Source organism: Alteromonas sp. AWQ4_252 (assembly GCF_056158205.1).
Genome location: NZ_JBSWSV010000001.1, coordinates 2,594,551 through 2,610,496, shown reverse-complemented (window position 1 = coordinate 2,610,496; position 15,946 = coordinate 2,594,551). Strand labels below are relative to the sequence as shown.

General features: G+C 45.6%; 9 protein-coding genes. 5 read left to right on the top strand and 4 right to left on the bottom strand.

Going from position 1 to position 15,946, the window contains the following annotated elements:
• The first annotated feature begins 3 nt into the window (after nucleotides 1-3).
• Entirely contained in the window at nucleotides 4-3,225 is a 3,222-nt protein-coding gene (locus ACXACM_RS11545) for a DUF1553 domain-containing protein (RefSeq protein ID WP_474821858.1), read from the top strand.
• Nucleotides 3,226-3,235: 10 nt separating this feature from the next.
• Nucleotides 3,236-4,654, top strand: a complete 1,419-nt coding sequence (locus tag ACXACM_RS11540; protein WP_474821857.1) for a DUF1501 domain-containing protein — start codon at nucleotides 3,236-3,238, stop codon at nucleotides 4,652-4,654.
• 51 nt (nucleotides 4,655-4,705) lie between these two features.
• Here the strand turns inward: ACXACM_RS11540 and ACXACM_RS11535 are convergent, their stop codons facing one another.
• From ACXACM_RS11535 to ACXACM_RS11520, 4 genes are read right to left on the bottom strand one after another with little or no spacing between them, the layout of a single operon-like run.
• The gene (locus ACXACM_RS11535; RefSeq protein ID WP_474821855.1) at nucleotides 4,706-5,098 is read right to left on the bottom strand and encodes a hypothetical protein; all 393 of its coding nucleotides are present in this window, start codon (nucleotides 5,096-5,098) and stop codon (nucleotides 4,706-4,708) included.
• Nucleotides 5,099-5,111: 13 nt separating this feature from the next.
• Nucleotides 5,112-5,954 (bottom strand): family 43 glycosylhydrolase, encoded by an 843-nt coding sequence (locus tag ACXACM_RS11530; RefSeq protein ID WP_474821853.1) that lies wholly within the window; start codon nucleotides 5,952-5,954, stop codon nucleotides 5,112-5,114.
• On the bottom strand, nucleotides 5,951-6,865 hold the full coding sequence (locus ACXACM_RS11525) for a 3-keto-disaccharide hydrolase (RefSeq protein WP_474821852.1): 915 nt from the start codon (nucleotides 6,863-6,865) through the stop codon (nucleotides 5,951-5,953). The genes ACXACM_RS11530 and ACXACM_RS11525 overlap by 4 nt, the downstream gene beginning before the upstream one ends.
• A gap of 38 nt (nucleotides 6,866-6,903) precedes the next feature.
• Nucleotides 6,904-8,256, bottom strand: coding sequence for a family 43 glycosylhydrolase (locus tag ACXACM_RS11520; protein WP_474821851.1), 1,353 nt, complete (start codon nucleotides 8,254-8,256; stop codon nucleotides 6,904-6,906).
• Nucleotides 8,257-8,927: 671 nt separating this feature from the next.
• Here ACXACM_RS11520 and ACXACM_RS11515 point away from each other — a divergent pair.
• The 3 genes from ACXACM_RS11515 to ACXACM_RS11505 all read left to right on the top strand — a co-directional run bounded on the left by ACXACM_RS11515 (nucleotide 8,928) and on the right by ACXACM_RS11505 (nucleotide 15,940).
• On the top strand, nucleotides 8,928-12,575 hold the full coding sequence (locus ACXACM_RS11515; RefSeq protein ID WP_474821850.1) for a TonB-dependent receptor: 3,648 nt from the start codon (nucleotides 8,928-8,930) through the stop codon (nucleotides 12,573-12,575).
• 72 nt (nucleotides 12,576-12,647) lie between these two features.
• A complete protein-coding gene (locus tag ACXACM_RS11510) occupies nucleotides 12,648-14,348 on the top strand; it encodes an Ig-like domain-containing protein (RefSeq protein ID WP_474821849.1) in 1,701 nt (566 codons plus the stop codon).
• A gap of 89 nt (nucleotides 14,349-14,437) precedes the next feature.
• Nucleotides 14,438-15,940 (top strand): tryptophan halogenase family protein, encoded by a 1,503-nt coding sequence (locus tag ACXACM_RS11505; protein WP_474821848.1) that lies wholly within the window; start codon nucleotides 14,438-14,440, stop codon nucleotides 15,938-15,940.
• Nucleotides 15,941-15,946 lie beyond the last annotated feature (6 nt).

Genomic DNA, 15,946 nt, shown 5'->3' with positions numbered 1-15,946 from the left:
AAGATGAAAACCATGACTTCTTTATCTGCAATTCTTGGTTTCAGTGTCTCTGCGACATTCCTGCTAGGAGGTTGCAGCAAACAAGCCAATGAACAGACCTTTGAATCGCCGCTGCCAGAGGTAGTGGACTTCAATTATCACGTCAAACCTATTTTGTCAGACACTTGTTACCTGTGTCATGGACCAGATTTGGCTAACGCAAAAGCCGGGCTCAGTTTAGCCAACTTCGACAGCGCCACTGGACATCAAACCGCGGAGGGGCGACATGCAATAGTCGCTGGTGATGCCAGTGAAAGTGAGACTTATTCACGCATCATGTCCGATGACGAAAATACTGTCATGCCGCCCCCGTCGTCGAACCTAACACTGAGTGCACGTGATAAAGCAATTATCAAAAAGTGGATCGATCAAGGTGCTGAATACAAAAAACATTGGTCTTTTATCAAACCTGAAAAAGCCCCTGTGCCTGCTGTAGCCAATGCGAATATGGCTGACAATGTCATTGATCACTTTATTCTTGAAGCACTTGACCAAAGAGGACTTTCCCCCTCTGAACGAGCGAAGAAAGAAATCCTCATTCGCCGAGTCACTTTTGATCTGACGGGGTTACCACCAACACTCGAAGAAATAGATGCTTTTTTAGCAGATACTGATGTCAACGCTTATGAACGCGTGGTTGACCGATTAGTAGCCTCACCTGCTTTCGGAGAACGTCTTGCCACCGAGTGGTTAGATGTGGCTCGCTATGCGGATACTCATGGCTACAGCACCGATTTTTATCGAGATATGTCACCTTACCGCGACTGGGTAATTAACGCTTTCAATGACAATATGCCATTCGATGATTTTGTAACATGGCAGATAGCCGGCGATCTGATGCCCAATGCATCCAAAGAGCAAATTTTGGCCACGGCATTTAATCGCATCCACGCACAAAACGGTGAAGGCGGTATTGTCAATGAAGAGTTCCGTGTGGAATATGTTAAAGATCGCGTTCAAACAGTGGGAACAGGTTTGCTCGGCCTTACTATGCACTGCGCACAGTGCCATGATCATAAATACGACCCCATTTCCGCTAAGGAATATTACGCAACTACCGCGTTTTTTAACAACGTTGAAGAGTCTGGACAAATTTCCTATGACCCCAACGACATTCCCGTTCCTACACTGATGCTTCCCACGAAAGAAGAACAGCGAAATCTTGGTAAGCTCAGTAACGAAATTGAACAGCTTACTGCGCACATGGATGCCCGTTTCGGTATCGATAATGCAGCCTTTAAACAATGGCTGCGGAATGATTTGAGAGTACAGGAAGCATCTGAGCATGCTGATCTGTTCGCCTATTTTCCACTAGGTGCGTCAGATAGTAACACCCATATTGCCAATCGCATCGATGAGAACGCACCAGGCAAAGTCATTTTTGGGTCAGATCCTAAGAAGAAGGACGGCGATGCCATGCGCCTCGTTCAGGATGAAAATCGTGAAGCAATTCAGCTAAACGGCGATGACCCACTTTACTTCCCTGATGTAAATGACTTTGAGCGTGCAAAGCCTTTTACTATTAGCTTAGACACTAAGCTGCCCGTGTCGTTGGAAGAAGGGGTGTTATTTCACTATAACAAGGCGGGTATTCTGTACAACTTTAAAGGTTTTGATGTTTCAGTAGAAGACAATCACTGGCTTGTCCGTCTGGCACATACTTACCCTTATAACGCTATCACGTTGCGCTCAACCACTCCCGTTGCCAAAGACATTTGGCAAAATGTTACCTTGACGTACGACGGATCGTCAAAAGCTGACGGTGTGCGCTTTTTTATCGATGGTGAGCCTATTGCTATGGAGATAGAAAAAGATAATTTGTACAAAGATTTCAAACACACCCGCGACGGCGTGTTAAAAGAAATCGGATTGAAAGTAGGTGCCAGATGGCGAAGCAGAGGTACACCGGATACCTTAGTTGATAACTTACGAGTTTATCATGATGCCCTCACTGGGGTAGAAATAGCCAATGCCTTTGGTGGTAAACCACAGACAGAATTTGATCAATCTGCATTGCTCGCTTTCTACAATCAACGGTTTAACAATGAGTTTCAGCAAGATGCCAACCGTTTGACCGCATTACGAACCAAACATAATGGGCTTGCTGAGCAAGTTCGTGAAGTCATGGTTATGCAGGAATCGCCAACAGCACGTCAAGCTTATGTATTGAATCGCGGTAGCTACGCTGAACACGGTGAGCCAGTCTCTCCAGGCGTCCCTGAAGCTATTATGCCTTTTGATGAAAGCTTGCCAAAAAATCGCCTGGGTTTAGCTTCGTGGCTAACCGACTCGAATAACCCCCTCGTTTCCCGGGTTGTGGTAAATCGCTACTGGCAATTAGTTTTTGGCCAGGGATTGGTGGCTACTGCGGAAGATTTTGGCAGTCAAGGCAAGCTGCCTTCACACCCTGCACTCTTAGACTGGCTGGCTGTCAACTTTGTGGAATCGGGCTGGAACGTAAAACAACTTATAAAGCTTATGGTGACATCCGCCACTTACAAGCAATCTTCAAAGGCTACGCCTGAACTTATGGAGACCGACCCTGAAAATATTTTACTCGCCCGTGGACCAAAAGCGAGGTTATCTGCCGAAATGATCCGTGATAACGCCTTGGCCACCAGTGGCCTTCTGGTAGACGACATCGGTGGCGAGAGTGTACATCCCTATCAACCGGATGGTATATGGCGCATGAACAACATGGATTACAAACAAGGCAGTGGCAGCGAACTTTACCGCCGCTCTATGTACACTATATACAAACGCAGCGTACCGCCACCCAATATGACCGCCTTTGATGCCCCCTCAAGGGCGCACAGTATAGGAACACGCCAACGCACGAGCACACCGTTACAGGCTTTGGCACTACTCAACGACCCTCAGATTGTTGAGGCATCTCGTGTCCTTGCCGAAAAGGTAATCGCTACGATCCCAAACACCCGAGAGCAACTGAAGCACGTTTATCGGCTCTTAACGAGTCGAGAGGCCAGCGAACAGGAACAGGCTCTGATCTTTGATATGTATAAAGAAGTTGAAGCACGGTTTAGTCAGTCTCCCGACCAGGCGGCCGCGTTTTTATCAGTGGGTGAAACCAAACCAGACGATTCGCTCGATAAAGTACAACTGGCATCCCTTGGAACGGTAACAAATATGCTCTTTAATCACGACGCCAGCGTCATTAAACGTTAGGAGAGGCACTATGTTAAACAGACGCAATTTTCTCAAAGGCTCAGTGCAAAGCATAGCTGCCGGAGCACTGGCAGGAGGCGTGCCATTTATGGCTCGCGGTCAAGCACTCAACAATGGGTTGGACGGCATTTTAGGTTCGCCCCATACACCGGCAAAAGCCAAAAGAGTCATATATTTGTTTCAAAGCGGTGGTCCTTCACAATTGGAAACCTTCGATTACAAACCCACGCTGGATAAACGTCACGGTCAACAGCTTCCTGCGGAAGTACGGGGTGATCAGGTACTTACAGGTATGAGCGCCCAGCAAAGCTCGCTGCCTCTTGCCCGTTCGGTTTACAATTTCAAGCAATACGGCGAATCTGGCGCTTGGGTAAGTGAGCTCCTGCCCCACACGGCTAAGATTGTCGATGATTTATGCATTATTCGTTCAATGCACACAGATGCCATTAATCACGATCCGGCAATCACCTTTCTACAAACTGGCTTTCCAATTGCAGGACGTCCCAGTATCGGCGCCTGGCTGAGTTATGCCCTAGGCTCAGACAATCCTAACCTGCCTCCTTTTATCGTAATGGTGTCCACTAATGCCGGTGGACAACCCCTGTACTCCCGCCTTTGGGGCAATGGGTTTCTACCCTCTATCCATCAGGGTGTACAATTTCGCGGTGGTGCAGATCCCGTGCTGTACCTCAATAACCCGCCGGGTCTGGATGTACGAACACGTTCTGCTCTTATGGAAAAGTTTCAGCAATTGCAAGATGCTCAGTATCAACAGTGGCAAGACAGTGAAATACGTTCACGAGCTGCGCAATATGACATGGCAGAAAGAATGCAAAAGTCGGTACCCGACGCAACGAACTTCAGTGACGAACCAGACTGGGTTTTTGACATGTATGGCCCCGACTCGCGCAAGCCTGGTACGTACGCCGCAAACTGTTTACTCGCCAGGCGTTTAGCTGAACGCAATGTAAAATTCATTCAGCTCTATCATCAGGGCTGGGATCAACATGACAATTTACCTGGTGGAATAAAAGCGCAGTGTGATAAAACCGATCAGGCGTCAGCGGCACTGGTAACCGATCTAAAGCAACGTGGACTTTTAGACGACACTCTTGTTGTTTGGGGCGGGGAATTTGGGCGGACAAACTACTCTCAGGGAAAGTTAACAGAAACCAATTACGGACGAGATCATCATCCAGGCTGCTTCACTATGTGGATGGCAGGAGGGGGCACGAAACCTGGCATTTACGGTGAAACGGATGAGTTTGGTTACAACATCATTAAAGACCCGGTTCATGTACATGACTTTCAGGCAACGTTAATGCACCTGATGGGTGTAGAGCACGAAAAATTAACCTATAAGTATCAAGGCAGGCGCTTTCGTCTTACAGACGTGCATGGAAAGGTAATGAAAAACTTACTCGCCTAGATTGTAAATGAGCAGCCACTCTACGTGTGGCTGCTGAAAATCTGACAGTTTCTAATCAGTTTTCTTATTAATAAACTCAGCAGATTGATGATCAGAACGGAAAGTGAACCGCCGAATATAGTTAGACCCCGACATCCAGGTTTTACCCGGCGGTATAACATATTCGTGATAAAGGCCCCATTGCAGACCTGCGGTTGGATGGGCATCTTTATCAAGGGATTCTACTAAGCCCATAGCGCTTGGTACTTGAGGGAGATAAGCCATAATTTCAAAGTTAATACCATCTGGCGCATATTGAATAGTTTGTTTCTCCGGCCCATCGTGTGATGAAACAAGCGCAATTCCACCTTTGTATTGCCATATACACAATTCATGGCCACTGTGTGTAATGGGATTGTAAGACGACTTTACGTAAGGTCCTTCGGGTTTGTCTGCAATAGCCACCCCCCAGCGAATTTCACGACCACCAGCGGTTTTTCGCTCCCCCCATCCGCTCGCCTTTGTAATACAGATAAAATTTATCCCGATAGAAAAGCAGTGTGGGATCATGCACTTTGTGGCTATCAAAATCGCCCTGCCTTACCACCGCAAAGCGATTGTCCTGCGTACCGGCCCACTTACCAGTTTCAGACGCCTTTAAGATCGGCGCGTCGAGTTTAGTCCATGGCCCGTCAGGAGAAGACGCATACGCCATGGCAACAGTGTTTTTTGTGCGATTTAAATACGGCGCTTTTATGGCCTGATAGACGAGATAAAAACGCCCGTTGCGTTGCAAAATTTCGGGTGTGAAAACTGAGCGATCGTCATAGGTGCCACGTTCCCCTGGCGAGACAGCAATCCCCTCTTCTTTCCAAGTATGTCCATCTAAAGACGAAGCGTACCAGATTTCTGCTTTGTCCCACGGGAATACTTTTGCATCAGGATCACCCGTACCAAACCCTACAGCTTCGCCGGTGGTGTGGGTATACCATGTATAATATTTACCATTAACCTGAATAACTTTGGAGGGATCTCGCCGGCTCACAGCCTTATCAAAAGCAAAATCACCAAACACATCTTGATACCGAAATTCGCCAAACCATTCTGCATTTTTATGATAATTTCTTTCAAGGGCGCGCTTAGAGGCAGCACTCATGGTCTCTGGATTGCCGATAGCTAAATAGTCGTAATCTGCCTGGGTATAACGTTGCGCATCAGATGATGAGTTCGGTACATCGTCATTAGCCTGTTTTTGTGTAAGATTGCAGCCAGACAACACCAGTGAAATGGCTATTGCAACGCTTAAATTCTGTATGTTCACTCCGCCATATTCAACGTTGGGAACGCACTAAGCTCCCGTATTTTCACGTCTCGATAAAAAACTTCAGCCCCTTCACTCTGAATTTGTAATTGACCCAAGGTTAGCGGGTTACCGCTGGCATCCATAGACTCTGTTATCACCATTACTACTTCCCCATTGACAACAAATATGGCCTCGTCGTGCAAGGCAAACAACTCCACAGTGTTCCATTCTCCATGTGCTTTATCAGGTTCAGCACTGGCATGACTATACCCGTGTACAACATGGTTTTGTGAACTCTCTGGGTCATAGTACAGCTGGCCAGCATGACGTGTTCCCCGAATGGTGCCGCTCGGGCCAGCTAAAGGTATATAATCGCCAAAATCATTCTCTTGAATTTGTAATTCCTGACACGCCTTCCAAACGCGCCAAAAGGCGCCATGCTCACCTCTACAATGGAAAAGTAAACCACTGTCACGTTTGGCTGTTAACCGAGGTTCCCATTTTTTATCACCCCACTTCACCTGAAAACTCAGGTGATAGTTTTCGTATTCTGCTTTACTGGTGAGCCCACCATAAATTTCCCCAGTAATATGAAGTACCAGCTCACCTTCTACCTCAGTTACGCTAAACACCTGTTTAATATCGCTATTAAGCCCCATGGCTGTATTGGGGTCTCCGTGCACATTAAGATTGTCTGCCTTAAACGTATTCACCGGCAGACCTTGCGTTGAGCTGTGTGGAACCCCCATCCAAATATCCCACTGAGATAACTCAGCATCTAGCAGAAAATGCCACTGCAGTTTCTTTTTCTCCACCAGCGTATTATTGGTAACCGCGCATCCTGAAAGAAGCGACACAATCCAAACTAAATAAATAGCAGGCAATGTCGCGAAAGACTTCCCCACCCATGATTGGGAAATAGGTATCACAATTAAACCTTTTGCACTGTATTGCATCGCTGAAACCATTATTTGAAACTCACCCAGTCGATATTAAATAAGTACTCTTCAGCATCGCCTGTAAATACAAATGAGAGATTATGCACACCGGTTAAGCGCTGACTAAGCGGTGCCTCGAACGCCTGCCATTTTTGCCATCCACCAGTATTTTTAATCGGTACTTTGGCAATGATATCTCCTTGCGGTCCGCCAAGACGAACCTCTACTGTACCGCCTTTCATCTGAGAAGATGCCTGAACAACGACCGTATCTGTTTTACCGTCAGAAAAATCGACTCTGTCATAATTCACCCAACCCCCATGCTTAATGTGATCGACCTGCCAGTTTGCAGGTAGTGATGTGCCGCTGGTTTTGGATACGGCGACGCCTTTGTCGGACAACATGCTATACCTGTCTATTTGAAGTCTGGCCGTTGCTAATGGTGTCCCTATTCCCCTTTCAGTGGGCGTCACAGGGTGTATTCTGCCTTCGTTGTCGAAAAACAGATAGTCGGCACGCATTGATCTTAAATGTTGGTCCTGACTAATCTGATGGTGATGATAAAAAACGTACCATTGGTTGTTGTATTCAACGACAGAATGGTGGTTAGTCCAAATACCGTCACGCCAGCGCTGCATGAACATACCTTGATATTCGAATGGCCCCATAGGACTATTACCTATGGCATAGGCCAGCTCTTCTGACCCGCTCGGTGAATGAGGGAATGTAAAGTAGTAGAGACCATTACGCTTAAACATAAATGGCCCCTCTTTGTACTTTGCTGGTAACCCCATGATGGCTGCCGGTTCACTGGCTAACTCCACCATATTGGGCTTCAATTTCGCCACATATAACGTTTCGCCGCCTCCCCAGTAAAGATAAGCCTGTCCATCGTCATCAATAAAGGCATTGGGATCGATGCCACTTACACCGGCAATATAATCATTTTGCACAGTAAATGGGCCTTGTGGTTTATCGGCTATACCTACACCTATACGCCGAAAACCGCTTTTATCCAATGGTATGTCGGGAAAATAAAAGTAGTATTTACCGTCTTTTTCAATCGCATCTGGCGCCCACATGCCAAAGCCATCTGTTTCGCCCCAGGGGACATCAGATTGATCTATCACCGTGCCATGATCCTCCCAATCATGTAGATTTTGAGAAGAAAAAACATTGTAACTCGGCATACAAAAGCCATTGTTGCCAAAGCCCTCATCACACTTTACGTCGGTTGAAGGATAAACGAATAATCTGTTTTCAAATACTCTGGCTGTAGGGTCTGCCGTAAACATATAATTTACAAGTGGGTTATCTGCCATCACAGAGAATGGCAGATGACAAAGGGTGAACAACCCTAGTATTACGCGATTTTTCAACATATCTTATACTTCCGCTTAATAGTGCACATATAAACACATGACTTTATATATACACTAACAGCTGATTTTATCTTGTTCAAGAAATGTTAACATTGTGTTTTATCGCTTTACCGGGCTTTACCTATTCCGGCTTTCAATGAAGGGAAAGTTGTATTCGTGTTACATTATGCTTTGGATGTTTTAACTCTCTATCAGCAATGATTTTTATTTCACGTATCGCTGTTTTTACTGTCGTCTCTACCCGTATAGCAAAATATCATCGACGTTGACTCAATGCGCCTACCAAGCAAAATTTTTTGATTAATACTTTTTGCAAAAAAAAATTTCATTTAAATTAATAAGATATTTTCACTCTGACTACTATAAATAATTTGTCTTATGCTTCTTTACAAGCCTTCAGGTCACATCTGCCCCCGACATCCTCTCCCTTCACGTTGTCGATTGCCCGATTCACCATTATTGACGTGTATATTTTAAAAACGTTATTTCATATGTAAAATATCTTTACATAAAAGAAACAACTCAATATACTCATCAATATATAAAAAAGTGATTTTATATATAATCAAAAAGAATGCACACTGAACATTTAGTCGTACTGGTTTGAAATTGGGCTATACAGCGTCTCAGCGCGACCAAAAACAGCTGGTATTAAACAGGAGAACGTATAAATGTCTGCAAATTTCAAATTAAAGCCACTCGTCGTTGCGATGATGCCACTTTTATTTGCATCGCACTCTGCAACAGTCTTCGCACAGGAAGCTGAACAAGAAACTGCGGCAAGTGAAGACGATAAGAAGAAAAACGATAAGGACGAATTAGAAGTCATCGAAGTATCTGGGTATCGCGGTAGCGTGATTCGTTCAATCAACGCTAAAAAACTGTCAGACGGTGTGCAAGATTCGATCTTTGCAGAGGACATCGGGAAGTCTACTGATCAGAACATTGCTGATGCTTTATCCCGAGTCACGGGTGTGACTGTTCAAGAAGCCGATGGTGAAGGTACACGCATCTCCGTGCGTGGTGCCGGTGCTGCCCTTAACCAAATATCACTCAATGGGGTTGCGCTGACCTCAGGATTAAATGGGTCAGGTTCGAATCAAAGTGTTTCTGACGAAAGTGTCGATTTAAGTACTTTCTCATCAGATATTCTCTCCTCTATTAATGTTATTAAAACAGCGGCAGCAGATCACGATGAAGGTTCGTTAGGTGCAAACGTTATACTGAGAACGTTCAAACCATTAAGTGTTGCTGAAGATCGCCGCTCGCTTGAAATTCAGGGGCGCCACAATGAATACGCGGAAAAAAATAACTTTAAGATAAGCGGGACCTTATCTGAAAAGTTCTTTGACGATACCCTCGGTATTATTGTTACGGCTTCTAAAGAAACACAGGATACCCGACGGGACTCATTGGGAGGCGACTGGTTGTCGCCGTATAAAGTAGCCAGGATAAGAGAAGGTGGAGCGAGAAACCTGGATGGTGAAATCATCGGTGCAGAGCGAGATGCACTCATCGCAAACGGGCGTTCATTTAATACTTTTGTGAATACCCGTGATCGTGACACCATGACAATGGGTATCCAGTTTTTACCTACAGACGTTACCGATGTTCAACTCGATTTAAGTTATTCGAAACAAACCTTTGAGCAAGACTCCCACGGTATCAATGTAACGACACCCGATTTATCTGTTTTGGGTTCCTCAGTAACGAACTTCTATAACACTGAGTTCAGTGGCCCCATTCCTGAAGGTCAAACACACCTTGGCCCAATTTTCACCGATCCACAGGAAGACTGGTGGACGCTAGATGAAGATAGCAATACGTTGGTAAAATCTATTAACCGGTTTGCCACGGGAGGGTTCTCTCGTCAACTTTCCGGAAACGAGACAGAAAACAAAGTTGCTACGTTAAAAATTACGCACGAAATCACCCCAGATTTACTTGCCGAGTTCACAGCCGGTTATTCAAGAACCGATTTTGAATCTTTGCCTAATGCATCGGTACGAACACAAAACTGGAACCGTATTCCGTTACCGGATCTGGCCGAAGTGCCCGTCGTTGATCCTAACGGCAACCCTGTACTTCAACCTGTTGGGTTTGACTGTAGCACCGGTCAATGCGTATTGGTCACGGGTGATCAGCCAGTATCTTACGTTCCGACCAACGCTGGCGGTGCACAATCTAATATCTCTCCCACTGGCTTTAGCCCATACGACCTTAATGCGAACCACCTAGGCGGTCTTTCCCGTTTTAATGAGGAGCAAATCGATACCAACAAGTCTGTCTTCTTAGATTTTGACTGGTTAGTAGACTTCGCGGGTGTCAGCAAAGTGGAGTTTGGTGCTAAATACTCAAGCCGCGACAAAGAAGTCTTCACCGATTATCAGGACTTTGCAAATACTAATGATGTGGTCTTAAACCCAGAAACAGGTGAAATTATTTCCGGCCTAGGTCAAGGTGACATTACGGTGGCCGACTTTACGTCTGGAACAGGGTTACCGGTAAACAACTTTTTTGATGGTCTTCTTGGCTCTAACGCCGACCAATACAATACTGACTACCTGAACGGTTGGGCTATTCTTGACCCCAAAAAAGCATTTGCCGAACGTTTCCAAATTCCTAATTCAGAATTGGTTAGCAATAACAATGGCGACAGGCAAATCACCCAAGACAACATATCTGCCTATGCTAAACTGAATTTTGAATATTTAGATTCTAAACTCACTGGTAATGTGGGTGTGCGGTTTGTTCGTACAGACAATACGTCGGTGGGCAACTCTACCTTTACCTTTAACAGCCAAAACGTTGCCTTCGACCCGGTGGCGATGATTTATGAAAAGCAACTGGCCAATACGTCCCTGGCACCTTGCCCCGAAGCCGTTTTTGTCAATGGTTCAGTAGTGGATCCAGATCCCAGCATTTACCCCTGTTATGACCCTAACTTCTCAGGCATTGTAACCGACGACGCGGGCAACTCTATCGACAGAGGTTTTGCTGTGGAGTACGACGAAAATGGCAACGTGATAAGTGCCATCGGTCAATTCCCTCAAAATGACCCGGTAACCAACAATGCCAGAAGCTGGTACGGCTTACTCGACCATCGCGATACATCAACACAGGCAGCCAGTGCGCAGGCGTTACTCGACGCCGGCGTGATCTCATCTTTGCGTGAAATTAACAATCGTGCTTTTGCGGGTACCGGTGAAAACCGGTCAGACATTTGGTTGCCTAGTGTCAACATTAACTATGCTGTTAACGATGAACTTATCGCGCGTTTTGCTGCATCTAAAACCATGGCGCGCCCACGCTTTGATTCGTTAACACCGGGTTTCAGCGCCAATGAAAACCCCTGGGGTGTGGATTCCAGTAGCATTCGCACAAACAACCCGCAATTACAGCCGTTGACGTCCAACAACATCGATGTGTCGCTTGAATGGTACTTTAACAAATCCGGCCTGGTCTCTTTTGCTTTATTTAGAAAAGATATGAAGAACTTTGAAGAGCGCGTCAGTGCTGAAGTATTCCTCAAAGATATTCGTACAGACTACGGTTTGGAATCCATTTCACTTAACGAGGTTATTATTAATCCGGGTACTGAAACCGAAGTTGTGAATCCTAACGACGGTCGTATTACTCAAGTAAATGAAGTTACACCACTCAACAGTGATTGCTTGCCATTCAGAGTCGTTCAAGTGCAATTGGCTGACGTTTTACCGGTCGCATGTCGCAACTTCCAGGCAAGTGTATTGAGAAATGGTAAAGGGGCATTAACTCAGGGTATAGAAGTTTCTTACAATCACTCTTATGACTTCTTGCCTGGTTTTTGGTCTGGTTTAGGTGTGAATTTCAACTATACCTTTGCAGATTCAGAAAATGACACGGATTTCGATGAAACTTTACAACGGGCTGTGCAGGCTGTCCCGCAAGCGTATACACCGCGCCACAGCGCCAACACCACGGTATTCTGGGAGAAATATGGCCATCAATTGCGCCTGACGCACCGGTTTAATTCAGACCAGTTTGTTGGAGAAGTGACGAATGGTAATGCGTGGCAGGACTCCACAACTCGACTGGATTTCAGTGCCAGCTACAAGTGGAATGAAAATCTCACCTTCACGTTCCACGCGCTTAACCTAACAGACGACATTACCCGCACGTATTTCACGGCACGTGATATTACCCTTAGAGATGCAGAAGGAAATGTCACTATTCTAAGCGAGGGTAACGCATTAACAGGTGATGTTTATGAAGGGCGAACCATCACGGAATATAAAACTGGTCGACAGTTCCGTGTAAGCGCAAGAATGAACTTCTAACTTTCATAAATAGTATTGCAGCGCCTGTTACCAACAAAAAACGGGCGCCGAAAAAATTGGAGAACTAGTAAGATGCACACAAACTTACTTAAAAAATGCAGTTTAGGATTGGCAGTGTCATTGGCTCTTACCGGCTGCGGTGAAAGCGATGGTACACAAAAAACCTTTGGCGATAATCTGGAGGCACCTCAGGTTGACAACACTACTCCATCAGTGACATATAGCGAAAATGAAACTGTCACCCTAGATCTCACTGCCGGTGTCACCAACCCTGAAGATACGCCTATTTTCATTCGTAAATTAACTTACCTTGAGAAGGTTATCGACGAATTTGGCAATGAAGTTCCTGGGCCTGACGGCATGGTGCAAAACTTGTTTGTTGGCCCCCCCTTGCCCAACCGCGCCGTTACTGCTGTACAAAATGATCTCACCATAGACGGTACAACCTTTGAAGATGTATTGGTACATCCTTACACTGTTGAGCAACGCAATGCATTAATTGCTGAGGTGAACGCACAAAACAACGAAATCGAACAAAGCAATAACGCTGATGACGACCCCAGTAACGATGAACCGCTTTTAGAAGTGCCACCAGAGCTTTACTCTCAGGGTATCTATCGCTTTACTTACTCAGTAGACAATGGCGCAGATACACAACCCGAGGTGGAATTAACGGTTACCATCAATGGTGCTGAAGTAGAGGCTGAATCTGTTGAATTATCCAGTTCTTCCGATGTTGAAGTTGCCAAAGGCTACACAGCTCAAATTCTGGCTTCATTAGCGCCTGATAATACGACTTACAACGTGCCTGTATACACCAGTATGAATCCACAGATAGCAACGGTTGATGCCAACGGGCTAATCACTGGTGTAGAGTTTGGAACATTTACTGTTCTGGTGGAAAATCAGGCTGGTAGCGTATCTGAAGAGGTGACGGGTGAAGTCGTTCCACTGACTGACCCAACCGGTATTGATATCATTGATGACGATACTGCCAGCACTCCTACCACCCTTGCTATGGTCAATGTGCCATTAGATACGCCAGTAGATTTGGATTATCTACTGCTCCCGGTAACAGACGATGTTGAATTTACCAATGAGGTAGTGTGGTCCTCATCAGACACCACGAAACTAACTGTAGATGAAGACGGACTTGTCACTGCGCTTAAATATAATAACGCGGTTGATATGCAGGAAGACAATATTGTTGTTGTGACTGCGACGGTAGAAGGCACGAGTATATCTTACGATACCGAGGTAACCATAGTAGCTGGCACAAACCTGATGGCCGCTGGCTTACGGGAATTTAGCTCACCAGAAGCGTTAGGGCCAGACTTCATCTACGCCAGAACAGATGCAGGACAAGTTAACACTGGCGTAATTGAAATCCGCGATGACGCTAACTCTATCGATGGACCTAGCTTGTACGTTAACTCCACTGGTGATAAGGGTGTAAAGGCACAATTTTCAACCAAAGCGTTTGCCCATGCCGGCATTGATACCAGCACACCACATGAAGTGAGCTTTGATGTAAGGTTCGTTCAGGGCACAAGGATGCAGGTTTACTTCCAGTCTCCTGGCGTCATTAACTGGCAAAACACGGTACTAACCGCTACCGATGAGCAAGTGGCAAATGGGGAAGTGCTGCGCTTTACTCATCGATTTAATAACCCTGGTGAAAGTCGTAATGACGGATCATTCTTCTTTAACTTCCACGTCGAACCGAATGTAGAAGCCTATATTGACAACTTTTCTTACGAAAACGTCGAATAAAGCCGATATATTCTAATCAAGCCCCGTTCTTCGGGGCTTTGTTGGTAACACGCTTCCACATCTATAATAATGAAGAAGGCGGTTGTCTTATGAATAAAACAGCGATAGCTATCCTTGGCGGAGGTACAGCTGGTTGGATAACGGCCGCGATACTGGCAAAAGGCTTACCAGCAGACAAGTTTGATATCAACCTCATAGAAAGTCAGGCCATCCCCAGTGTGGGCGTTGGCGAGGCGACCATTCCCCCTATCGTAAAACTATTGGCTTTTTTAGACATTAATGAAGGCGAGTTTCTTAAACACTTGGATGGTACCTATAAATATGGCATCCAATTCGAAGATTGGGCTGAATTAGGTAACCAATACATGCACGCGTTTGGCGATATTGGCACATCATTTGATACGCTGCCGTTTCATCAAGCCTGGCTTAAATCAGCACATACCCTAGGGTTAAGTGAATTAGGTAGCTTTATTCCCAGCGCTGTTGCAGCAAACGCAGGCAAATACCATCCGCCGGTTGCGGTGCCATGTGGGGCCAATCCTTCGCACTTTTACCCTCTTTCTCTGTTGTTCTATGCTTATCAATTTGATGCCGGTAAATTAGCAGATTTTTTGAAAGACTATGCCTGCTCGCGAAGGGTAAGACACGTGGAGGGCAAAGTAAGTCGCATCAACAACAAACCAGACGGTGATATATGCAGCCTGACGCTATCGGACAAGCAGAAAATTAACGCAGATTACTTCATCGACTGTTCAGGAACCGCTGGGCTTATCAATAAAACCCATTTTGGCTGCCCGTTTGAAAAATGGCACGATGAGTTGCCCTGTGACTCTGCGGTCGTTGCACAAACGACACGAACCACCTCACCTGCGCCATTTACTCGCTCTATTGCCATGCCTGCCGGATGGCGATGGGAAATTCCTTTGCGTCATCGTAACGGTAACGGCTATGTTTACGCCAAACGCTTTACGAGTGACGAACAAGCCCTTGAAACGTTCACCCGCGCTTTAGAAGGCCAGACACTTATAACAGACCCAAAGGTTCTGCGCTTTGAGACAGGGTGTCTTAAAACGCCCTGGTTTCGCAATAGTATTGCTGTAGGGTTGGCTGCAGGCTTTCTTGAACCACTGGAATCAACGAGTATTCATCTCATCCATAAATTCGCAATGACACTCAAAGATAGCTTTTTATTAGGCACTGATATGGTTAAAGAAGCTGAGCAGTTCAATAAGCAATTTTATGAAGAAGCCCTGAGTATAAAAGACTTTCTCACTCTTCATTATCATGTGAACCGGCGGGAAGATACGCCGTTTTGGACATATTGTAGACATATGCCTATATCAAACACATTAAGACAGTACTTAGCAGAATTTAGCAAGACCGGACACATTACCTTGCCGCAAAACAGTTTATTCCCTTTTGAAAGTTGGTTTCAGATTTTAGTGGGTCAAGGCTATTTACGTGATTATGCGAGATTCTCTGATCATCGTGTTACTGCCAGCAATGCGAAGACGTTCTTCACAAATGTCAAATTGGCGATTCAGTCAGAGATTAGCCGGTTAGCAACACATCAATCCTACTTACAACAATAGCGTGCG

Excerpts from the sequence above, each read along its gene's own strand:
- ACXACM_RS11545 (WP_474821858.1), top strand. The coding sequence starts at position 4 with ATGAAAACCATGACTTCTTTATCTGCAATTCTTGGTTTCAGTGTCTCT.
- ACXACM_RS11540 (WP_474821857.1), top strand. The coding sequence starts at position 3,236 with ATGTTAAACAGACGCAATTTTCTCAAAGGCTCAGTGCAAAGCATAGCT.
- ACXACM_RS11520 (WP_474821851.1), bottom strand. The coding sequence starts at position 8,256 with ATGTTGAAAAATCGCGTAATACTAGGGTTGTTCACCCTTTGTCATCTG.
- ACXACM_RS11515 (WP_474821850.1), top strand. The coding sequence starts at position 8,928 with ATGTCTGCAAATTTCAAATTAAAGCCACTCGTCGTTGCGATGATGCCA.
- ACXACM_RS11510 (WP_474821849.1), top strand. The coding sequence starts at position 12,648 with ATGCACACAAACTTACTTAAAAAATGCAGTTTAGGATTGGCAGTGTCA.
- ACXACM_RS11505 (WP_474821848.1), top strand. The coding sequence starts at position 14,438 with ATGAATAAAACAGCGATAGCTATCCTTGGCGGAGGTACAGCTGGTTGG.